The organism is Frankia sp. CpI1-P (assembly GCF_001421075.1).
In the GTDB taxonomy this organism is placed as follows: domain Bacteria; phylum Actinomycetota; class Actinomycetes; order Frankiales; family Frankiaceae; genus Frankia; species Frankia torreyi.
The window spans coordinates 43,588-65,691 of record NZ_LJJX01000029.1; the positions used below are offsets into that span (position 1 = coordinate 43,588).

A 22,104-nucleotide genomic window follows, 5' to 3' on the forward strand; every position below is an offset into this window, starting at 1 on the left:
NCCGGCATCGGAGGTCCTCGCCGACGCCCGGGCCATCGCCGCCTCCGGCCTGCCGCACCGGTTCGGCGTGGACGCCCCGCACATCGTGACCGGGCCGGTGCTCATCCGTGGTGCCCAGCCCGGTGACGTGCTGCGCGTCGACGTCCTGTCGCTGCACCCGCGGGCCCGGTACGGGATCATCTCCTCCCGCCATGGCGCCGGCCTGCTCGCCGGGGAGTTTCCGGAGGGCAGCCCGCCCGAGCCGGACGCCGACGCGCGGCACTGGCAGCGCTTTCGCACCGTCACCACCTTCTGCGCCGTCGAACGCCGCCNCGGTCGCCTCTTCGGCTCGCTGACGAGCACGAGCGGCGGACGAGCCCGCTTCCCGCTGGCTCCGTTCCTGGGCGTCATGGCGGTCGCGGTGGACAGTACCACCGAGGTCATTCCCTCCACCTCGGTCGGCCTGCACGGCGGCGCTCTGGACTGCCGCGATCTCGGCACCGGCGCCCGGCTCTACCTGCCCGTCCAGGTCGCCGGCGCGCTGTTCGCCGTCGGCGACCCGCATTACGCCGTCGGGGACGGGAAGATCGGCGCGACGGCCCTGGAGGGCCCGCTGCGCGCGACGCTGCGCCTGACGGCGCTGCGGGAGGCGGCCGCCCGCGCCGCCCTGGGCGCGCTGCGTGAGCCGTTCGTCGAGACCGACACCGTGTGGGTCACCGTGGGTCTCGACGCCGACCTGACCGAGGCGATCCGCCGCGCGACCCGTTCGGCGGTGCTGTTCCTGCAGAGCCGGGTCGGGCTCGAACGCGCGGAGGCACTGGCCTACCTGTCGGCGGCGGCGGACATCGGGGTGTGCCGGATCGGGCCCGGGGCCCAGACCGCGTTCTGCCGCATCCACCGGGCGGACTTCACGGAGCCGACGGCGGCGAAGCCCCGGTTGCACCGGCCGCCGTTCGCCCGCATCGTCGGCGCCGCCGGCGTGGAGGAGGCTGCCGGCGTGCAGGACGTTGCCGGCGAGGGGGACGTGGGCGGCGTGCAGGACGTTGCCGGCGAGGGGGACGTTGCCGGCGAGGGGGACGTGGGCGGCGAGGGGGACGTGGGCGGCGTGGCGGACGTGGGCGGCGAGGGGGACGTGGGCGGCGACGGCTCCGAGCGCGCCCCCGAGCCGGTCGGCGTGGCGGACGGGTCTGCGCAACCGGTAGGCGGCGAGCGGCCTGCCGGCGAGCCCGGCGGGGTCGAGCCGCAGCAGGCAGGTGCGCCCCGATCCCCCCGGGCCGGGACGACGCGCCCGGGGCCGGCCGACCGGCGGGGCCGACCGCCGGGCCGATGAGTCAGTCGGTCGAGGCGCCGGTACCCGGAGAGCGCCGGGCACCCGCCGGATCGCGCCGCTCGGTCGGCGCCGGCGCGTCGTCGAGGCCCTCCAGCTCCGAGAGCGCGATCGGGCGCCAACGGTGCAGCAGTTCGTCCGCGCCGGCGCGGACCGGTCCGCGGGCGGCGGCCGGGCCGCCCGGCGTTCCTTCATCGTCGCGGCCGGCCCGCTCGACCGGGGCCGGGGCGATCCCGGCGGCGGCCAGCCGCGGCCACAGCGAGGCCAGCGCCGCCTCGGGGTCGAGCTCGAAGTCGGACTGGCGGACCCGCCAGAACCGCCACCCCGCCCGGCGCAGCTCCCGTTCACGGTCGAACTCGCGGGCGATCTCCGCCGGCCCGGGGCCGACGTCGCCGTCGCACTCGACCGCGAGCCGGGCCCGCCCGCCCGCCACGACCAGGTCGACCCGCCGGCCGTTGACCTCCACCTGGGGCGTGACGAGATAGCCGCGGCCGGCGAGGTGGCGGAACACCCGCTGCTCGAACAGCGAACCGAAGGCCGGATGGGGGCGGTCCGTGGCCACCTCGGCGAGCGGCGGCGCCAGGCCGGGCAGCGGCGCGACCGGGCGCGCCGCCGACAGCACATAGCTGAGGTAGCTGTGGCGCAGATCCTGGTGGTCGAGGTCGGCCGGCGACACCGAGTGGAACAGCCAGACCTGGTCGCGTGCCCGGGAGGCCGCGACGTTGAACCGTCGCTGGTACTCCAGGCGGGTCAGCGGGACCGGCTGGTCGCCCGGCGCGACGACCAGCGACAGGAACACGACGTCGCGTTCGTCGCCCTGGAAGTCGGCCGGCGTGCCCACCCGCAACCGGCGGCGCAGGTGCTCGGCGGCCGACATCCGCTCGGCGAGCTGGTCGCGGATCAGCGTGGCCTGCGCGGTGCCCTGGGTGACCACGACCCCGAAGCTGAGCCCGGTGTAACGCGGGTCCTCGGCGCAGGCCAGGACCTGCGCGACGAGCGCCTCGGCCTCGGCCGGGTTGCGCGGTCCCGCCGGGGTGGCAGTGGTGAACCCGTGCGGGACGAACCGCGCGACCAGCGGCGTCAGCCGGTCCGCGCCGAACTGGCGCAGCGGCAGCAGCGGCGCGTCCCGGTAGAACATCGCCGACGACCACTCGATGATCTCGGGCATGCAGCGGAAGTGCTCCCGTAGCCGGATCACCTCGCCGAAGCGGGTCCGCAGCAGGCTGAACAGGCTGGACCGCGGGGTGAAACCGACGCGCAGCCAGGCCGGCACGTCCGGCAGCAGGGCGTCGAGCCGGTCGAGGACCGGGTCGAGCTCCTGCGCCGGGTCGACCGGCGGGGTGCACTGGCGGTCGTCGCCGACGACGATCACGCGGGGCGCCAGCCACAGCAGGAACAGGCTGTCGAGCCCGGCCTGGCTGCCCTCGTCGACGATGACGACGTCGAAGCTGTCGCGGACCGCGGGGATGGTCGACAGCACCTCCCGGATCGGCATCACCCAGGCCGGCACCGCCGTCTGGGCGATCTCCATCGCCTCCCGGGCGGCCTGCCGGTAGCGCTCGGCGTGCCGACCGGCCAGCGTGCCGCCGGCGGCGACGGTGTCGGCGTAGGCGCGCAGCGCGGCTGACTGCTCGGCGCCCATCCGTTCCAGGCAGTGCTTCCAGGCCTTCGCCCCGGCCAGCTCCGCGGTGGCCGCGGCGAGGACATCCTCGGCCGCGTCGAGCTGGGCGTCCAGGTCGACGGGCGACGCCGTGGTCGCACCGTCGGGAACGCCGTCGCCGCGGGGCTCGCCGCCGGGAGCGCCTACGGAACCCGGGGAGCCGGCAGGGACGTCGGGACGGGCGGCTCGGGCCAGCCAGCTTGCCGCGACGGCCCAGGCCCAGGCGGCCGAGAACGACGCCAGCCGGGCCGGCCACGGATCATCACCGCCGTCCTCGCGCCCTCGCGCGCCGCCCGGGCCGCCGTCGGGTCGGGCGGATCCGTCGATCGTGGCGGCGGTCAGGAGATCCGCCAACGCGGGATGGGCCGCCCGCAGCCGGCGGAGCAGCGCGGCGCGCCGGGCGGCGGCCTGCCCCCGGGTCACCGCGGCGTCGAGCTCGGCGCGGGCGGTGGCGTAGGCGTCGGCGTCGCGGGTCCGGGTGGCGGCGGCCACGGCGCCGAGCTCGGCGGCCAGCGCGGTGGGGGCGTCCGGGGCGGCGGCGAGCCGGTCGTACTCGTCGGCGAGGTCGGCCAGCGCCCGGTCGGCCTCGGCCGCGGCCGCCATCGTTGCGAGCGCGGCCATCGCCGCGGCCAGATCCCGCGCGTCCGCGGCGGAGTCGATCGTGACCGGCTGCCCGGGCGCCGCCGTGGCGGCGAGGGCCACGACCCGGTCCCGCGCGGCCACGACGGCGTCGATTCCCTCGACGGCCTGCTGCCCCTCGACCAGTCGGGACAGTCGGACCTCGAGCGGATCATCGGGCCGCGGNGGGCGGCCCACCAGGGTCCAGCCGCGACCGGCCGCCTCGACGGCGAGCTCCGCCCGCAGGCGGGTCAGCACGACGTCGAGCAGTTCCGGGGTTGTCGGCGCGACCCCGTCGACGGTCACCTGGCGCAGCAGCGCGTCGGCCTCCCGCTGGACCTTCGGCTTGAAGCGACGCCGGAGCTCGGCGCCGCCGTTCAGATGGGCCCGCAGCGCCTCGGCGCGAGGGAGCAGGGCGGCGGGATCGAGCTCGGCGCTGCCCCGCTCGGCGCTGCCGGGTTCGCCGCTGCTGGGCTCGCCGTCGCCGTCGCCGTCGCCGTCGCCGTCGTCCGCGGCGCGGGCCGGATCCGTGGGGGCGGCGTCGGTGAAGGGCAGCACCACGGCGTGCAGGCCGAGGTCGTCGACGTGGCGGGCCGCCTGCGCGATGAGCGGCGCGGCGGCGCTCACCTTGGCCCAGAGCAGGCGGTCTCGCCCGGCGAGGGCATCGTCGAGGGCGGCGGGGATCCAGTCCCGGTCCGGTCCGCGGGCGCCGTGCGCGGCCAGGTCGTCGAGGGCGCGGACAAGCGCGGTCACTGCGGCCCGCAGTGGGTCGGTCGGCGACGGTCCGGGGCCGGCCGTGGCGATCTCGTCCAGGAGGGCGCGGGCGGTGGCGGTGACCCCGGCCCGGGCCGCCTCGGCCGCCTGCCGGGCCGCGCGGTCCGCGGTCACCAGTGCGGCGAAGCGCGCCGCGGCCAGGACCGGCGGTACCGCACCGATCGGGACGTCCGAGGCCGGGTCGTCGTCGGCGGCGCGCAGCAGGGCGTACAGCTCCACCGCCTCGGCGTCCGTCAGCGGCGCGGGCTGCTCGTCGCCGGTCCGCGCGGGCGGCACGGGCAGCGGCAACCAGCCGTAAGTCCCGCCACCGTCGCGAACCCGGGCGGCGATGCTGGCCCGGGTTCCCCCCCATCCCGCGGCGCCGACCTCGCTGTCCGGATGCACGGCGAGCTCGGCGGCCCGCGCGCCGCGGGCCCGCTCGGCGAGCTCGGCCCGGGCACGCAGCGCCTCGGCCCGCCGCCGCGCGGCCTGCTCGATCCGGCGGTCGAGCGCCTCGGGATGGTAGACCGCCTTCTCCGCGGCCAACGCGCTGACGCTCGCGGCGAGTTCGGGCGAGCCCACCCCGTCCATCGCGCCGACGTCCATCGCGCCGACGTCCATCGCGCCGACGTCCACCGCGGAGACGCCAGCGGGGCCGGACGCCTCCTCGACGTCGGTGAGCGACACGCACAGCCGCTGCAGCTCGGGCGGAAGCTTCTCCCGCAGCACCCGCAGGGCCTGCGCCTTCTGACTGGTGACGAGGACCCGTTGACCCTCGGCGAGCAGAGCGGAGATCAGGTTCGCGATCGTGTGGGTCTTGCCGGTGCCTGGCGGACCCTCGACGACGACGCCGTTGTCGTGGCGCAGCCGTTCGAGCACCCGGGCCTGCTCGGGGCTGGCCGGCAGCGGCAGCAGCGGGTCGGCGCCGAGTTCGGCGCCGCTTGTCGCGCCCTCGGCGTCGAGCCAGGCGAGCCGGTCGTCGGCGTCCAGGGTCGCGACGAGCTGGACCAGGCCCAGCGGCGGCGGCCCGTCGCCGCGCAACGCCGCCAGCATCCGCTCGTAGTAGGTCAGCAGCGAGGCCTGGTCACGCACGCGCAGCACGAGCGCGGGGGCGAAGGTCACGCGGGGGCGGGTCGTGCCGTCCGGTGGTGGTGGCGGNGCGTCCTGCGGCTCGAAGCCGTCCACCGGCACGTCCAGGGCCAGGGTCAACCAGTCCCGCAGCAGCCGCGGGTCGTCCGCGCCGAGCGGGACCGGCGGCCGGTTGTGCAGGCGTTCGTGCAGGTGGTTGGTCCGTTCCCGGCGGAAACCGGGAAGGCCGTCGAGCAGCGGGCCATCGCCCAGTCGGGTGGCGCCACCCGCCGGCACCCGCACCCGGATGTCCGAGCTGACCGGGTCGATCTCGCAGCTCACCCGGGTGGACAGCAGGTGCTCGCGGATGAGCGGGCCGCCGGGTGGCGTCCAGGTAAGCAGGCCGGTGGCCAGCACCAGCTCCAGCGCGTCGCCCTCCTGGGCCACCCGGGCGGCGACGGCGTGCAGCGTGTTGTGCAGGGCGCGGCGCTCGGCGTCGGCGCGCGCGCGCGTCGCCCAGATCCGCCAGCCGGGCAGCCAGTCGCGGTAGGCGGCCTCCAGCCGGTCGTCCTCCGGGCCCGCCGGGTCGGAACCGGCCGCAGCGTCGGCGTTTGCGCCCGCGCTCGGCCACACCGGGGGGCGGTCGGGGTCGGCCAGGGCCGCGTCGGGCAGGCGGATCCGACCGGCGAGGAGCGGCGGGAGCGGTGGGGGCGGGGGCAGCGCGGCGGCGGCGGGGGCGGTCAGCAGGACCTCGCCGGCGCCGGCGTGTTCCGACAGGGCGACGCCGGCCGGGATGTCGGCGAGCCAGACGGTGAGCGGGTGCTCCTCGACGGTCCGCACCCGCGTGGAGCGGGCCAGCGCGACCTCGTGCAGGAAGCGCACCAGCCGATGGCAGCGGTCGGCCAGCGCCGCCCGCTGCTCGGCGTCGGCGTAGCGCGCCGTCACCGGATCACCCGCCGCGCTTGCCCCGCGCCGGCGGCGGGCAGGAGGCGCCGCCCATAGGGTGCCATCCGCCGTCCCTCCCGTTCCCGTACCCCTCCGCGCCGCCGCGATCAGGGCTCCGCCACGACGAATAATGACGGTNGTCCCCGGCGGGCGGCGGGCCGGGTGGCACGTCCACGCCGGCCACCCCGCGACCTGCCGGCGGCTGGCGGCCATGGATCGGCCGTGGCCTCGGCGTATGCCTGCCGTTGGCCGGTCGACGCTCGGGGCCGCACCTTCGGCGTGCCGCCGCCGGTCGCCGCGCGCGGATGCGACAACATACGCATCCGTGAGGTCACGGTTCTATGCTGATTTGCACATCCACTCCCGCTACTCCCGGGCCTGCAGCCGCGACTGCGACCTGGAGCACCTGGCCTGGTGGGCGGCGCGCAAGGGCATCGCCGTCGTCGGCACCGGAGACTTCACCCACCCCGCGTGGTCGCAGGAGCTCGCCGAGAAACTCGTGCCGGCCGAGCCCGGCCTGTTCCGGCTGCGNCCGGATCTGGAACGGGAGGTGCTGCGCACGCTGCCGGCCTCCTGTCGGACAGTGACCCGTTTCATGATCTCCAGCGAGATCTCCACGATCTACAAGCGGGGCNATCGGACCCGCAAGGTCCATCACCTGCTCTACGCGCCGACCCGGGAAGCCGCCGGAGCCATCACCGCGGCGCTCGCCCGCATCGGCAACCTGNCCGCGGACGGGCGGCCCATCCTCGGCCTGGACTCCCGCGACCTGCTGGAGATCACCCTGGCCGGCGGGCCGGGCTGCTACCTCGTGCCAGCGCACGTGTGGACGCCGTGGTTCGCCGTCCTGGGTTCCAAGTCCGGCTTCGACGCCGTCGAGGACTGCTACGTCGACCTCGCCGACGAGATCTTCGCCCTGGAGACGGGGCTGTCCGCCGACCCGGAGATGTTCTGGCGGATCTCCGGCCTCGACCGCTACCGCCTGGTGAGCAACTCCGACGCCCACTCGCCGCCCATGCTCGGCCGCGAGGCGACGGCCTTCACCTGCGAGCTGGACTACTTCGCCATCGAGGCGGCGCTGCGCGGCGGGGACGGGTTCGCCGGGACGGTCGAGTTCTTTCCCGAGGAGGGCAAGTACCACCTCGACGGGCACCGCAAGTGCGGGGTGTGCCTGACCCCGGAGCAGACCCGCGAGGTCGGCGGGCGCTGCCCGACCTGCGGCGGACTGCTGACCGTGGGCGTGCTCAACCGGGTGGAGGCGCTGTCCGATCGCGGGGCCGGCGTGCGTCCCGCGACAGCCGCCGCGGTCACCTCGCTGGTGCCGCTGCCGGAGGTCGTCGGGGAGATCCTTGGGGTGGGGCCGAAGAGCAAGGCGGTCGCGGGCCAGGTCACCTCGCTGGTGTCCCGGCTCGGCCCGGAGCTCGGCATCCTCGGCGACGTCCCGGTGTCGGCGATCGCCGAGGTGGGCTCGGCCGAACTGGTCGAGGCGATCTCCCGGCTGCGGCGCGGCGAGGTGATCCGCCAGGCCGGCTTCGACGGCGAGTACGGCGTCATCCGGCTGTTCGAGTCGCGGGAGCTCGCCGGCGACGGCGGCACCCTGTTCGACTTCGCCCCGAGCGCCCCCGCCGAGCCGGACGCGGCCGGGCGCGGCGGCCGGATCTCGCGGCAGGCGGGACGCGGCCAGCGGGGCCGGCACAGCGCACTTGCCGTCGAGGCGGCTGCGGCGGGCGGCACGGATGTCGCCGACGGCGGCCCGACGCTCGACGAGGCGCTCGCCGCGGTGGGGGAGGGATCGCCGGCTGACCGTGCCGTCGCCGCGGGGGCGCCTGCGGTCACGTCGGTCGGTTCCGCGGAACCGGCGGGTCCGGTCGAGCCGGTGGGTGTGGCCGAGTCGGCGGAATGGGGAGCGGGTGCGGAACCGTCCGTGCTCGACGGGCTGGACCCGGACCAGCGGCGGGCGGCGGCGCATCCGGCCGGCCCCTTGCTCGTCCTCGCCGGCCCCGGAACCGGCAAGACCCGCACGCTGGTGCACGCGATCGCCCACCGGGTCGCCGAGCGCGACGTGCCCGCCGAGCAGTGCCTGGCGGTGACGTTCACCCGGCGGGCGGCGGGGGAGCTCGCCGAGCGGCTCGACGCCATGCTGGGCGAACGGGCCCGCCGGGTGCTCGCGACGACGTTCCACGGCCTGGGGCTGACGATCGTCCGCGAGCAGCACGAGCGGCTGGCGCGCGGGGCGCAGGTCCAGGTCGCCGACGACGCCGTGCGGGCGGAGCTGCTCGACGCCGCGCTGCACGGCGAGGGCGACTCCCGCGTCCGGCGCCGGGTGTCGGCCGGGATCGCCGAGCTCAAGCGGCTGCGGGCGCTCGGCCAGGCCCAGCGCGACCATGACCTGGTCGGCGTCCTTGCCCGCTACGACGCCGAACTGCGGGAACGGGACATGGTCGACCTCGACGACCTGATCGCGCTGCCGCTGACCCTGTTGCGCTCGGCACCGGAGCTGGTCGAGCACTACCGCGACCGCTGGCGCCATGTCTGGGTCGACGAGTACCAGGACACCGACGAGCTCCAGTACCGACTGCTGGGACTGCTGTGCCCGCCGGCGGCGAACCTGTGCGTGATCGGCGACCCGGACCAGGCGATCTACAGCTTCCGCGGCGCCGATGTCGGCTTCTTCCTGCGGTTCGAGCAGGACTACCCGGGCGCGGGCACGGTCGCGCTCACCCGCGGCTACCGGTCGACGCGCACGATCGTGCGGGCGGCCCTCGACGTGATCGCCCCGGCGAGCCTGGTACCGGGCCGGGCGCTGACCGCGGTGCGGGGCGCCGAGGGGGACGGCCCGGTGCTGCTGCGGCGCTACCGCAGCGAGGCCGAGGAGGCCATCGCGGTCGTCGACACCATCGACGCCGCACTCGGCGGGACCTCCTTCCACGCACTCGACTCCGGGGTGGACGGGTCGGTGGAGGCGGCCCTGTCGTTCGCGGACATCGCGGTGCTCTACCGGACCGCCCGCCAGGCGGAACCGATCATGGAGGCGCTGGCGAAGCGGGGATTCCCCTTCCAACGCCGTTCGCATCTGCCGCTGGCCGACGCCCCGGCCGTCGCCGCCCTGCTGGCCCTGTTGCGCCCGGCCGGTGCGACCGGAGCAGCCGGTGCGGTGGGTGCGGCGAGGGCGGCCGGTGCGGCGAGGGTGACCGGTGCGGCGAGGGCGGCCGGTGCGGCCGGTGCGGCCGGTGCGGTGGGTGTGCGGGCGGTGTCGGGGCTGCTGCGTGACGCGGCGGCGCAGGCGGTCGACCTGGCGGCCGCGCTCGGCACCGAACTGGGCGCGTCGCTGCCGGCGGGGTTCGTGGGCTTCCCCGGCGGACGGGTGCCCACCGAGGCCGAGCTGCGGCTGGCCGTGGAGCTGCTCTCGCCCGCCGCGGCCGCCGCCGGGACCGACCTGGACGGCTTCCTCACGTCGGTCACGATGGCCAGCGAGGTCGACGGGCTCGACCCGCGGGCGGACCGCGTCAGCCTGCTCACCCTGCATGCGAGCAAGGGCCTGGAGTTCGGTCTGGTCTTCATCGTCGGCTGTGAGGACGGGCTGCTGCCGATGCGCTTCGGCCCCGCCGGCCGCGCCTGCGCGGCCACCGGCGAGGCGACGCCGGGCGGGGAGGTCGACCCGGGCGGGGAGGTCGACCCGGCCGCGGCGGCGCTGCTTGCCGAGGCCGAGGAGCGGCGGCTGTTCTTCGTCGGCGTCACCCGGGCGCGCCACCAGCTGATCCTGACCTCCGCGGCGCGCCGCCGCGCCGGCACGGACGCGGAGACCCGGCCCTCGCCGTTCCTCGCCGACATCGGCCCGGCCCTGCTGTCGACGGGCGAGGCCGCGGGCGCGCGTCGGCGGGCCCGCCGGCCGTCGGCGGGCCAGCAGCTCAGGCTCGTCTGACCGCACGTCCCCGAGGGGATGCGTGGGCGAACGCCTTCATGGTTCTTCCACCGGGCTTGGCGTCCGATTTATCCCTGTGGAGGAGACAGGTGGCGCCGCTGCCCGGCACACCGCCTCGTCTCGGGGGCGGGGTCGCCGCCACCGCGAGCGGGGCCAGGGGACCGCTGCGCTGGGGCCGCTCGCGACGGTCTCAGCGCTTGCGTAGCACCATCGCGAGGTTCCAGGTGACGATCTCGCGGGCCCCGGGCACCTTCAGGATCACCTTCGCCCAGTCCGGCAGGTAACGCGGCATCGCGTCGAGGATCTCGACGTCGGCGCGGCGGCGTGCCCAGGACAGCGTGTCGGCGACCGACACCGGGAACAGTGTCCGGCCGTAGATGTTCTTCGGCGCCTGCCCCTTGCGGCGCTCGAAGCGGGCCGCTGCCCGGTCACCACCGAGGTAGTGCCATGGCGCCGTCTCATGGCCGCCCCAGGGCGACAGCCAGTTGGTGTAGCTGAGGAAGATCAGCCCGCCGGGGCGGGTGACCCGGACCAGTTCCGAGCACATCCGCCACGGGTCGGGGACGTGCTCCAGGACGTTGGACGTGTAGCACAGGTCGACGCTGCCGGACAGGAACGGCAGGTCCAGCGCGCTGCCCCGGACTCGGCCGGGGACCTCGATGCCCCCGGCCTCCATCTCCGAGACGTCCGGCTCGACCCAGACGTAGCGGGCGCCGGCGTCGAGGAACGCCGAACGGAAGTAGCCCGGACCGCCGCCGACGTCCAGCACGAGCTGGCCGGTCAGCGAGGTGTACCGCATGAGCTGGCGGACGGAGTCCGCGGCGATCAGCGAGTAGAACCCCGCCGGGTCGACGGGCTCCTTGCGGTGGGCGAGGAAGAGGGTCTTCGACCGGCTAAGGCCCCAGCCGGAGTACGGCAGCGTNCGCACGAGGGGCGCCTCGCCGTCCGGGTCGGAGGGCCCCGCTGTCGCCGTCGTGGGCTCGGCGGAAGTCGCCGCGGATGCCGCCGTGTCAGACATGGCGGGGACGATAACACTCCGGCCGCGGGGGGCAGCCGGCCCCGGGCGAGGGTCGGTCGATGCCTCGCGGGTCGGGGTCCGGCGGGCCTGTGCAGGGGCGGGAGGGCATCCCCGGTGGGGCCTGGCGGGGAGTGGGAGGGCATCTCCGGTGGGGTCGGCGGGAGCGGGCGCAAGCCCTCCTGCGGGGTTGGCTCGGTCGGGCGAGGCGGGATGCGCCGTCCCCGGTGTATCGCCGCGCGGGCGTCGGGTGCGGTGGACGGAGGATCTCGCTATGCGTTTGCCCAGCTCGCGCGCGATGTGTGGAATCGACGGGTCGGGAGGTTTATCGTTTACCTGCCCCACGTTCCTTTTTTCCGTTGGTTTCTCCTCGTTCCCTGACCCGGCGACGTGCGTTCCCGGTGAACCCAAGGATGGGTGATGGTAGTGGCGCGCCCGACCACCAAGTCGGATCCGATGAATTTCCGAAAACTCGGATCCCCGCGACATTCTGTGCTATCCGCGATCATCAGGCCAGGTCGCGTGATCCCCCCGAGCCCTCGACCGGCCAGGTAGCGGGCCGGATGTCCCAGACCTTTGAAACCCTGGGCCGACCCCTGCCACCTGCGCCGAGTGCATTCTCGCCGGCCTGGCGGCACGTCCTCGACCGGCCGCTGGGTATCCGCACGGAACTCGACCGCATGCGCCGGCAGGCTCCCTTTTACGACGCGACGGTCGACGAGATCGACGGCCGCCGGATACGGATCGGTGACCACTGGCTCACCGATTTCGCCTCCTGTAACTATCTGGGGCTAGATCTCGATCGGGAGATCATCGAGGCGGTTCCGGCGTACCTGGACCTGTGGGGTACGCATCCGAGCTGGTCACGGTTGATTGCCAGCCCGCGCCCCTACGACGACATCGAGCGCATGCTCGCGGAGCTGCTCGGCGCCGAGGACGCGCTGCTGCTGCCGACCATCACCCATATCCAACATTCGGTGCTGCCGGCGCTGGTCGGCCGGGGCGCGCTGTTCGTCGAGCTCCACGCCCACCAGACCGCCCACGACGGGGCCGCGATGGTCGCCAGCCGCGGCGGGACCGTCGCGCGGTTCCGGGAGGACCGGCTCGACCGGCTGGACCGGCTGTTGCGCGCGGCCCCCCATCCCCGGGTGATCTGCGTCGACGGGGTGCACAGCATGACGGGCAACGGGCCGCCGCTTGACGAGCTCCTCCCGCTCGCGCGTGCCCACGACGCGCTGCTCTACGTCGACGACGCNCACGGTTTCGGCGTTGTCGGGGAGCGCGGCCCCGACGAGTCGAGCCCGTACGGCAGCCGCGGCAACGGCATCGTGCGCCATCTCGGCGCCGGCTACGACAACCTGGTGCTCGTCGGCGGGTTCTCCAAGGCGTACTCGTCGCTGCTCGCGTTCGTCGCCTGCCCGACGGAGGTGAAGGAGTACCTGAAGTCCGCGGCCGGGCCGTACATCTTCTCCGGCCCGTCGCCGGTCGCGTCGCTGGCGACGGGCCTGGTCGGCCTGCGGGTCAACGAGCGGCGCGGGGAGGCGCTGCGGGCCCGGTTGCACCGGCTGACCAGCCGGTTCCTCGACGGGCTGCGCGGGCTGGGCCTGGGCACGCTCAACACCAGCGGATTCCCGATCGTCGAGATCCCGCTGCTGGATGCGGACAACGCCGACCCGCTGGGCCGCTTCCTGTACGAGCGGGGGGTCTTCGCGTCGGTGGTGCCCTTCCCCGTCGTCCCTCGCGACCAGGTCGGGGTGCGGATCCAGATCACTGCCGCGAACACCGACGACGAGATCGACCACCTGCTCGCCGTCCTCGGCGAGGCCGGTGACCGCTTCCCGCTGGTGGCGGCGAGCGGCCCGCCCGATCCCGGCTGAGCCGCCGGTACCCGACGACTGGCGGCCGGTCAGCCCGCGGGCGGCGCGAGGCGGGCGACCGGCCGCCGGTCGCGGTCGAGCCGGACGTCGGCGTCGCGCACCCGCGCCAGCACCGCGAGGTAGTCGGCCCGAGGGATCTCCAGCGCGCCGAGGTCGACGAGGTGGTCCGTCGTCATCTGGACGTCCATCAGCACGCCTCCGGCGGCGGCGAAACGCGCGTCGAAGTCGGCGAGGGCGACCTTCGAGGCGTCGGTGCGGGCGTGGAACATCGACTCGCCGGCGAACACGCCGCCGATCCCGACCCCGTAGACGCCGCCGACGAGGTCGTCGCCGTCCCAGACCTCCAGGCTGTGAGCCCATCCCAGGGCGTGCAGCCGGGCGTAGCCGTCGATCAGCTCGTCGGTGATCCAGCCCGACGTGCCGTCGCGCTGGCAGCCCCGGACCACCTCGACGAAGGCCTCGTCGACGGTCGTCGTCCACCCGCAGTTGCGCAGCCGCTTGCGCAGCGAGCGGTTCACCCGCACCCCGCCGGTGGGGATCACCGCCCGCGGGTCGGGGCTCCACCAGGGCAGGTCGTAACCGCCGGGACGGTCGGGGGACAGATGCCGCACCCGGCGGGCCGCGACGGCGGCCCGCAACAGGTCACGCAGACCACCCGCGCCGGCCGGCGCCGGCTCGTCGGCCTCGGCGCCCTCCGGTTCGTCCCCGGTGGGCCACGGGAACGCCCCCGCCCGGTAGGCGCCGACCAGTGTCGCCGGGTCCAGCGTGCCCCCGACCGCGACCGGTGCCCGGCCGGGGCTGCGCAGGAGCGAGAAGCCGTCCCACACGGTGGGACCCACCGCGCGGGGCGCCGCGGTCACCGCCACGGGCTGCCCGCCGGCGTCGATCCGGGGGCCACCGGAGTGTTGCGCACGCCACCCTCCCTCGTCGGGGCGCGGCCGCCGGTGCGGCGAGCCCCGCGGTCGGCCACGGGGTCGCGAGCCGCCTCCCGGGCGCCCGCCTCGCGGGGCGTCGCAAGCCCGACCGCCTCCCGCGTCGTCGTCTCCTGCGTCGTCGTCTCCTGCGTCGTCGTCTCCTGCGTCGTCGTCTCCTGCGTCGTCGTCTCCTGCGTCGTCGTCTCCTGCGTCGTCGTCTCCTGCGTCGTCGTCTCCCGCGTCGCCATCTCCCGCGTCGCCGTCTCCAGGTCGATCGTGCCAGCCAGCGCCGCCTGTCGCCGGAGTTGTTCGGTAACCAGCTCGGACGGGCCGGGTTCGCCGAGGAAGTAGCCCTGCGCGAGGTCGCAACCGACCTCGCGCAGCATCCGCACCGCCGCCGCGGTCTCCACCCCCTCGACGACGATCCGCAGGTCGAGGGCGTGCGCCAGGCCCACGGTGGATCGCACGATCGCCTCGGCCCGGCTGTCGTCCGCCACCCGCTGGATGAACGACTTGTCGAGCTTGAGTACGTTCACGGGCAGTTCGAGCAGCCGCGCCAGCGACGAGTAGCCGGTGCCGTAGTCGTCGACGGCGATGCCGATGCCCAGCGCCCGCAGCTCCCCGAGCACGGTGGCCGACCGCACCCGGTCGAGCATGAGCGTCGTCTCGGTGATCTCCAGCTCCAGCACTGCGGGGCTCAGGCCGAAGCCGGCGAGCATCCCGCTGACCTGCGCGGGGAAGCCCCGGTCGAGCAGGTCGGAGGCGGACAGGTTGACGGCCACGGCGACCTCGAGGCCGGCGGCGTGCCAGCGCCGGCACTGGTCGAGGGCGGTGTGCAGCACCTCGATCGTGAGCATCCGCATGAACCCGGCCTGCTCGGCCAGCGGGACGAACTCCTCCGGGCCGAGCAGGCCCCTGGTCGGGTGCCGCCAGCGGACGAGGGCCTCGACGGACTCCGTCCGCCCGGAGCCGAGATCGACCTTGACCTGGTAGTGCACCTCCAACTGGCCGGTGCCGAGGGCGGCCCGCAGCGACTCGATCATGTCCAGTCGGACGAGGCTGTTCACGTCGGCGCCCGGCCGGTAGGACTCCACGCCGGTGCGGCCCGACTTCGCCGCGTACATCGCCACGTCGGCGCGCTGCAGCAGGGTGTGCGCGTCCTGCGCATGGTCCGGGTAGACGGCCGCCCCGATGCTCGCGCCCACGTGCAGCGTCACGCCCCCGACGTCGAAGGGATCGGCGAGCACGGTCAGCACCCGGTCGGCGACCCGGCGGGCGGCGTCGGCGTCGGCGTGTTCGAGCAGCACCGCGAACTCGTCACCGCCGAGGCGGGCGTGCAGGTCACCCGGGCGCAGGGCGTCGGAGATGCGGGTGCCGACCTGGGTCAGCAGCGCGTCCCCGACCTGGTGGCCGAGCGAGTCGTTGATCTCCTTGAACCGGTCGAGGTCGAGCAGCAGCAGGGCGAAGGTGTCCGGTCCGGTGGTGCGTTGCTCGGCCCGGGTCAGCCGCTCGATGAAGCCACGGCGGTTGGCCAGGCCGGTGAGGTCGTCGGTGCGGGCCAGCACCCTGCTTTCCGCGAGCTGCTGGACCTCGATGAAGGTGAAGGCCGCGCGGGCCAGGGCGGACAGCACCGTCGCCGCCGCGAGCGCCACGGTGACCGCCGGCAGGTCGATCGCGGCGCCGAGCACCAGCAGGCCCAGCGCGACCGTCGCGAGGACCAGCGGCACGGCGATCACGCCCCACCCGGACATCTTCGCCGGCGGCTGCCAGCGCGGGCGCAGCCAGGACGCCAGCGCCGGCATGAGCACCGAAAGCAGCCACAGGCTGGACAGCACCCCGTTCGACGGNGTGTGCCCGGCGGTGACGATCACGAGCAGCAGCGAGTCGGCCAGGGCGAAGCTCACCAGGCCGGCGCCCAGCAGCCACCACACCCGCCCCGGGCGCCAGCCCAGCAGCCCGAACACGGTGACGACGAGCAGGATCAGCAGCAGGTCCGCCAGCGGGTAGATGACGTTGACGGTCATCGTCCACGCGCTGTGCTCGGGGTTGGCCCGCGCCATCGCCACCCCGATGCCGCTGGTCAGCGCGGCCACGCCGAGCAGCCCGACGAACGCGTCCAGCCAGACACTGCGGTGCAGCCGGACCAGCCGCCGGCGCAGCAGCAGGATCACGGCGACGTAGCAGGCCGGGTAGAACAGCAGCCAGGCGAGATCCGCCAGCGAGGGCTGGATGTCGTCGCCCCGCCCGTCCACGGCGACGTTGTGGTAGATCGTCCCGCAGCCGTAGCTGATGAGCCCGGCGCCGAGCAGTGCCCAGGGGGTGCGCTCGCCGCGGACGAGGACGGCCCGGGACACGCAGATCAGGCCGGAGCCGATGGCGACGCCATAGCTCAGCGACCGGGCCTCGTGGCCGAAGCGTGGCATGTCCACGAACGAGGCGACGGACAGGGCGAGCGTGGCGAGGATGAGCAGTAGCTGGGCGAACCGGATCAGGCGGAACCTGCGTGGGGGAGGTGGCGATGTGGTCAACCGGTCATCCCCCCGCCGGATGCTGCGTGCGGGCCCGCGAGCCGGGCCCCCGGTTGCGGCCCGGCGCGGTCGGCGTGCGTGAGCCGGTCGACCGTCCGCCGCGGCGAGCCGTCCGGCGAGCCGACCGCCGGGCGCGGACCGGGCCGCGTGGCCGCCCCCGCCGCCCCGGGCTGCGCCCCGGACTCCGATCGATGGTCACGGTATGTGACCATCTGTGGGGTGGGCGGAGGGATGCCACCACCTTCGCNCAAAAGGGTACGGACACCCCGGAGGCCCCGCCACCCGGGCACCAGACGGCCGTCCTGGCGGCTACCGGACGGAACATGCCTGGATTGTCGTACATCCGGGTTTCCTGGCATTACGGGTGGAAGTCCGTCGCGAGATGCCTGTTGTGATGTTGGGTCTGGTGGGCGTGTACGGCGGGGATACCGTTCTACGAGCGACTCTCCGTGTACGGATGGGAGGTCTATCGTCACCGACGACTTCACCTCGCCACAGGGCCGGGGTCCTCGTCAAGATCGTCAACACGCTCGACGCCCTCTCCGGCGGTCGGGCCTGGCTCGGCATCGGGGCGGCCTGGTCCGAGGCGGAGACAGCGGGCCGCGGCCCGCGGCCCGCCGTTCCCGCCACTGGCCGAACGCTTCGAACGCCTCGCGGAGACCCTCGAGATCTGCCTGCGGAGGTGGAGCGACGACGAAAGCCCCTATTCCGGCCGGCACCATCGGTCGGTACTATCGGCTGGCCCGGCCGCTCAACTCGCCGCAGGTGCTGACCCGGCCGCATCCGCCCATCCTGATCGGCGGCGGCGGCGAACGGAAGACGCTGCGGCTGGTGGCCCGTTACGCCCAGGCTGGCAATCTCTTTCCCGGCCCGGAGCTGCCGCGAAAGCTCGACATCCTGCGGACGCACTGCGAGGCCGAGGGTCGGGATTACCGCGAAATCCGGAAGACCACGACCTGTTCCTTCGACGTCGGACCGAACGGGGAGCGGGTCGAAAGGATTCTCGACGACCTGGGCCGGCCGGCCGAACTCGGCGTGCAGGCGGTCACCGGCGGTGTGCGGGACGGGTGCCGGCGGCGAGCGGCCGGCTCCGGGTGGGCCGGNGTGGCCCGTGGACGCCCACCCGGAACCGGCCTGGGTGCCGGTCTTCGAGGGGGCAACTCGTTGCCGACCGGCACCCGGAGTGCGGCCCCACGGCCGGGGACCTCCCGTCCATCCGGCCGCGGCCGCGTGACCACGAGTTCACCGCACCCCGGGCGGCCTGACCAGAGCATCGGGGAGGCAATCGACCGGACAGGCCCACGACCGGACAGGCCCACGACCGGACAGGCCCACGACCGGACAGGCCCACGACCGGACAGGCCCACGACCGGACAGGAAAGGGACATCGAGGATGCACCGGTTCCTGTTCCGGTAATTCTGCCCGTTCGTCTCATCCCACTGACTATCCTGATCTCGGGGTGCGGCGGTGGCGAGAGAACGGAGTCGATGTGTCGGTCGATAGGCATCCGGGATGGATGCCGAACATTCTCCGACGCTTTCGTGAGGCGCACGGCCTGACCCAGGACGGTCTCGCCGGGCGGCTGCGCGGGCTGCCGGAAAAAAGCGGATTCACCCCGCCGGCGGCGACCGCGGAAATGATTCGCCGCCACGAACTCGGCAAGGTTTTTCCCGGGGTCGCCTATCGGCGCTCCTACTGCCAGTTGTTCGGCGTCACGGAGCCCGAGCTGGGGTTCCGGCTACCGCTGCCGGGGGAGTCCGTCGCCGGTGGGCACACCGGCGGGTCCGGGCCGCGGGCGGTGGCCGCGGACGCGGAGATGGACGCGGAGATGGACGCGGCCTGGTCGGGGCTCGTGGGCCTGGCGGGCCGCCGCTCGCAGCCGCCCGGGTCGGCTCGGCCCGGGTCAGGTCCTGGGTCAGGTCCCGGTCCAGGTCCCGGATCAGGCCGGGCGGCATCGGCTGGTTCGGTACCGCCGGGATCGACTGGCGGCGGGCCGTCAGGGTCGGCGGGTCTCCCCGGGGCGTGGACGCGGCGCAGCAGTGAGCTGCTGGCCGCCTACCTGGCCGCCGCAGTGCAGGGTGCGGGGTCCGCGCGACCGTGGCCCGCGGCCTCGGGCGCCGCGGCGGGCACACCGTCGCCGGCGGCGGGAGGTCGGGTCACGGTGCCCGGCGCGCCGATCGTGGTGCCGGCGGCCCGCAGCGCCGGGCCGGCGCGAGCACGCCCGGTCCCCGCGCCCGCCGCCGCCGCAGCGACCCAGCCGGCGCAGGCCGACGAGTGGGACTCCGTTCGCCTCGCCCACGAGTGGCTGCTGCTGGAACCGCCCCAGGTCGTGGAGCTCGCCGCCGGGCGGCATGTCGGCGCGGCCCTGGCGGAGAAGGTGGAGGGACGGGTCGGGCAGTTCCGCCGGCTGGACGATTACGTCGGTGGGCGCGACCTCGTCGGTCTGGTCGAACGGGAACTCCTCGGCACCGTGACGATGCTGCGCGAGGCGATCTACGACGCTGCGGTCGGTCGCCGGCTGCTGTCGTCGGTGGCCCAGCTCTGCCAGCTCGCCGGGTGGATCGCCGCCGACGCCGGGCGGCACGGGGCGGCGGGGCGCTTCCTCACCGGCGGGATCCGGGCCGCGCACGCCGGCGGGGACACCGCGCTGGCCGCGAACCTGATCTCCACCCAGGCCTACCAGACGGTCAACCACGCCGATCCCCGGCAGGGGGTGCTGCTCGCGCAGACCGCCTGTGCCGGGGTCGGGCGCTCGGCATCGGCGACCACCCGGGCGTTGCTCGCCGACAGGCTTGCCTGGGCGCACGCCCGGGCCGGGGAACGGCGGGCCTGCGAGCAGACGCTCGCCGTCGTGGAGCGGCTCTACGACCGCACCGATCCGGCCGCGGACCCCGAATGGGTCTACTGGCTGGACGCCCGCGAGATCGACGTGATGGCCGGCAGGTGCTGGACCGAGCTGCGCCGCCCCGATCGGGCCGAGGATCGGCTGCGGCACGGCCTGACCGGCTACGACCCGTTGCGCGCCCGCGAGATCTCGCTGTACGAGACGTGGTTCGCCGAGGTCCACCTGCAACAGGGCGACGTCGAGCGGGCCTGCGAGCGGGCCCTGCGCGCCGCCCGGCTCGACGCCCGGGTGAACTCCGCGCGCACCGCCGAGCGGTTGCGCATGCTGGCCCGCCGGCTCGGCGGGTACCGCTCCGTGCGGGCGGTCCGTGAGTTCGGCGAGGTCTACCGGACGCTGCGGGAGACGGTGCCCGGCGGTGGCGGTGGCGGTGGTGGTCGGCCGCGCCCGGAACCGGGGGCGGCCAACCGACCCGTGCCGCCCGCCACGGCCCGCGCTGATGCCCGGCGACCGGCTTACGGCGGCTAGCGGAGCAACGCGAGGTAGTCCGTGCCGGCGTGTACCGCCGAGCCGATCATGATGGCCGCGAGCGCGCTGGTCGCCAGCAGGACCGTCGCGGGCACCCGGGTGGCGCCGGATGATCCGTCGAGCAGCGCCGTCATCCGTTCGGCGACGCCGCTGTGGTCGAAGCCGCAGGTGGTGGGCGTCGACCGGGGTTCTCCCGCGGCGCCCGGTCCGTGGCGCTGGGCCTCGCGCAGCGTCGCCAGCGAGACCTTCCCGAGCGCCCGGGCGAGGACGCGACGCTGCCCCGTCGCGCGGGCCGCGTGCTCGTCGGCCCACCGCTCGCAGGCATTCTCGACGAGACCGGGCAGGCGTCTGAGCAGCGGATCCACCGCCGCGCAACAGGCGACGATCATCCGTAGCCAGTGATGTCCCCCGGCGAGATGGGCATGCTCGTGGGCCAGGACGGCGTCCTGCTCGGCGCTGTCCAGGCAGTCGATCATGCCTGCGGTGATGACGACCCGCCCCCCGGTGACGCCACCGATCGCGCAGGCGTCGGGCTGGCCTAGCGGGACGACGTGGACCCGCCCGGGCGGTAGCCGGCGGACCAGCCGCTCCGCCCTGATCAGATCCCGGCCGATGCGCGTGGCCGCGGCCAGCAACATGCCGGCAGTGGCTCCGACGGCCAGAACGGCCGCCGCGCCCGCCGAGGACGGCGGGAGCTCGGCTGGCGGTGCGCCGACGGTCGCACCGAGCCGATGCGCGAGCGCCGGCATCCGATCGACGAAGCTCACCGCCAGCAACGTCAGGGACCACACCCAGCCGGCCGCCGCGATCACCGCACCGGCGGTCAGCGCCGCCGGCTTCACCCGGTAGGGCAGCCGGCGGGCGAGCGCCGGTGCGCACATCGCGACCACGATGTTGACGACCAGGGGAACCCAGACCATGTACCTCACCGGTACCACCGGTCGCCCAGCGGCCCGTCCTGTCGCGCGGACGGCCGGCTGGCACGCGCCGACCCGCAGGAGGCCGGGCTCNTGGCCGTGAGCCCGGCAGCTCGCCCGCGACGGGTACCGAGCCGCCGCCCGTCGAAGGCTCGTCGTCCTCGGCGGCGGCAAGCAACGCGAGGAGGGTGGCCTCGTCGTCGGCCGTGAGCCCGGCGACGANGTGGCTGAGGACCTCGGCCNGGCCCCGGCCGTCCCCGAGCAGCCCGCGCATGCGGTCAGCGAGCTGCCGGGCCGCGGCCGCCGTGGGGGTGTAGGCGTGACCACGGCCGGCGACTGTCCGTTCCAGCATGCCCTTGCCGTGCAGCCGGGCGAGCGTCGTCGCGACGCTCGTGTAGGCGAGCTCGTGACCGTCCCGGATCAGGGCCTCCTGGGTCTGGCTCGGGGTGAGCGGCCCGTCGGCCTCCCACAGCACGGCGAGGACGGCGGACTCCAGCTCCCCGGCCACCCGCCGCCCAGGCCCCTTGCCACNCATGGCTGAAGTCTAACCGCGTCTTACGACACCGGTAGTATTACTATCCCTGTAGTACTACAGAGATAGATGATGATGCGTCGCCCCCGCGCGGCGCCGCCCCGGATGGGAGTCACGGTGGGACCAACGCAGATCAATGGCCTGCCAGCGCATGCGCTGCTCGTACACGTCGTCGTCGTGCTCGTGCCGCTCGCCGCGCTGCTGGTCGTGCTGTCGGCCGTCTGGCCCGCCGCCCGGCGCCGGCTCGGCGTGCTCACGCCGTCGGTCGCCCTGGTCGCGTTGGTGAGCGTGCCGCTGACGACCCACGCCGGGGAATGGCTCGAGGCGCGGGTCCCATCGGACCCGTTGGTCCGCCGGCACACCGAGCTCGGCGACGGACTGCTGCCCTGGGCGATCGGGCTGTTCGTCCTGGCGGCGGCGGTCTGGTGGTGGGGCCGGCGGGCCGAGGTCGGTGGGTCCACCGACGGCGGGTCCGGCGGCGGCGGGACGCACGCCGCCGCGCGCCCCAGCGGGCTGGTGGTGGTGATCGCGCTCGCGGTTCTGAGCGTGGTGGTCGCCGTCGGCTCGGTGGTGCAGATCTACCGGATCGGTGACAGCGGGGCGAAGGCCGTCTGGCACGACAGCTTCAATCCGAACCCTGGACCGGGCGAACACGGCTGAACGTCCTGGGCGGAGGCG

10 protein-coding genes and 7 pseudogenes are annotated in these 22,104 nt (G+C 74.9%); 9 read left to right on the plus strand and 8 right to left on the minus strand.

All coding sequences use genetic code 11. The annotated features are described in order from the left end of the window. Position 1 precedes the first annotated feature (1 nt). Together FF86_RS52245 and FF86_RS19075 are read left to right on the plus strand one after the other, a co-directional pair. Positions 2 to 311, plus strand: a pseudogene (locus FF86_RS52245) (acetamidase/formamidase family protein); the annotation flags it as partial. Positions 312 to 388: 77 nt separating this feature from the next. Beyond that, complete coding sequence (locus FF86_RS19075; RefSeq protein ID WP_396229947.1) at positions 389 to 1,309, plus strand: acetamidase/formamidase family protein; 921 nt, start codon at positions 389 to 391, stop codon at positions 1,307 to 1,309. A gap of 1 nt (position 1,310) precedes the next feature. Here the strand turns inward: FF86_RS19075 and FF86_RS52250 are convergent. Continuing rightward, on the minus strand, positions 1,311 to 3,770 hold a 2,460-nt coding region (locus FF86_RS52250; protein WP_242419055.1), incomplete at its 5' end, for an AAA domain-containing protein. 1 nt (position 3,771) lies between these two features. Continuing rightward, positions 3,772 to 5,390 (minus strand): annotated as a pseudogene (locus FF86_RS63715) (AAA domain-containing protein); the annotation flags it as partial. Between the two features lie 1,195 nt (positions 5,391 to 6,585). On the opposite strand from FF86_RS63715, the gene FF86_RS52260 reads away from it, so the two are divergent. Continuing rightward, positions 6,586 to 6,881: endonuclease Q family protein (locus FF86_RS52260; RefSeq protein ID WP_242419056.1), on the plus strand; the 296-nt coding region annotated here is incomplete at its 3' end. A 197-nt stretch (positions 6,882 to 7,078) separates the two neighbouring features. After that, positions 7,079 to 10,272 (plus strand): annotated as a pseudogene (locus tag FF86_RS19085) (UvrD-helicase domain-containing protein); the annotation flags it as partial. A 190-nt stretch (positions 10,273 to 10,462) separates the two neighbouring features. Here FF86_RS19085 and FF86_RS19090 read toward each other — a convergent pair. After that, positions 10,463 to 11,194 (minus strand): class I SAM-dependent methyltransferase (locus FF86_RS19090; protein ID WP_242419057.1); only part of this gene is annotated, 732 nt, incomplete at its 5' end. Positions 11,195 to 12,342: 1,148 nt separating this feature from the next. On the opposite strand from FF86_RS19090, the gene FF86_RS67105 reads away from it, so the two are divergent. After that, positions 12,343 to 12,542: aminotransferase class I/II-fold pyridoxal phosphate-dependent enzyme (locus FF86_RS67105; RefSeq protein ID WP_396229948.1), on the plus strand; the 200-nt coding region annotated here is incomplete at its 3' end. 1 nt (position 12,543) lies between these two features. After that, positions 12,544 to 13,164, plus strand: a pseudogene (locus tag FF86_RS52270) (aminotransferase class I/II-fold pyridoxal phosphate-dependent enzyme); the annotation flags it as partial. 29 nt (positions 13,165 to 13,193) lie between these two features. Here FF86_RS52270 and aat read toward each other — a convergent pair. Together aat and FF86_RS19105 are read right to left on the minus strand one after the other, a co-directional pair. After that, a complete protein-coding gene (gene aat / locus FF86_RS19100; protein ID WP_044885366.1) occupies positions 13,194 to 14,030 on the minus strand; it encodes a leucyl/phenylalanyl-tRNA--protein transferase in 837 nt (278 codons plus the stop codon). After that, a partial coding sequence (locus FF86_RS19105) for a bifunctional diguanylate cyclase/phosphodiesterase (protein WP_242419059.1) occupies positions 14,021 to 15,925 on the minus strand: 1,905 nt, incomplete at its 5' end. The genes FF86_RS19105 and aat, both read right to left, overlap by 10 nt. Positions 15,926 to 17,045: 1,120 nt before the next feature. Between FF86_RS19105 and FF86_RS67110 the strand changes: the two are divergent. Together FF86_RS67110 and FF86_RS19115 are read left to right on the plus strand one after the other, a co-directional pair. Beyond that, positions 17,046 to 17,709, plus strand: a pseudogene (locus FF86_RS67110) (LLM class flavin-dependent oxidoreductase); the annotation flags it as partial. A 414-nt stretch (positions 17,710 to 18,123) separates the two neighbouring features. After that, complete coding sequence (locus FF86_RS19115; RefSeq protein WP_055867945.1) at positions 18,124 to 19,977, plus strand: helix-turn-helix transcriptional regulator; 1,854 nt, start codon at positions 18,124 to 18,126, stop codon at positions 19,975 to 19,977. On the opposite strand, the gene FF86_RS19120 is transcribed toward FF86_RS19115, so the two are convergent. The 3 genes and pseudogenes from FF86_RS19120 to FF86_RS52285 all read right to left on the minus strand — a co-directional run. After that, complete coding sequence (locus FF86_RS19120) at positions 19,974 to 20,897, minus strand: M56 family metallopeptidase (protein ID WP_052681095.1); 924 nt, start codon at positions 20,895 to 20,897, stop codon at positions 19,974 to 19,976. The genes FF86_RS19115 and FF86_RS19120 overlap by 4 nt on opposite strands. Positions 20,898 to 20,988: 91 nt before the next feature. Beyond that, positions 20,989 to 21,116 (minus strand): annotated as a pseudogene (locus FF86_RS62765) (hypothetical protein); the annotation flags it as partial. Between the two features lie 21 nt (positions 21,117 to 21,137). Continuing rightward, positions 21,138 to 21,402: pseudogene (locus tag FF86_RS52285) on the minus strand (BlaI/MecI/CopY family transcriptional regulator); the annotation flags it as partial. Between the two features lie 141 nt (positions 21,403 to 21,543). On the opposite strand from FF86_RS52285, the gene FF86_RS19130 reads away from it, so the two are divergent. Then, entirely contained in the window at positions 21,544 to 22,086 is a 543-nt protein-coding gene (locus FF86_RS19130; protein ID WP_173667357.1) for a DUF2231 domain-containing protein, read from the plus strand. The last annotated feature ends 18 nt before the right edge of the window (positions 22,087 to 22,104 follow it).

Excerpts from the sequence above, each read along its gene's own strand:
- FF86_RS19075 (WP_396229947.1), top strand. The coding sequence starts at position 389 with ATGGCGGTCGCGGTGGACAGTACCACCGAGGTCATTCCCTCCACCTCG.
- FF86_RS19115 (WP_055867945.1), top strand. The coding sequence starts at position 18,124 with ATGCCGAACATTCTCCGACGCTTTCGTGAGGCGCACGGCCTGACCCAG.
- FF86_RS19120 (WP_052681095.1), bottom strand. The coding sequence starts at position 20,897 with ATGGTCTGGGTTCCCCTGGTCGTCAACATCGTGGTCGCGATGTGCGCA.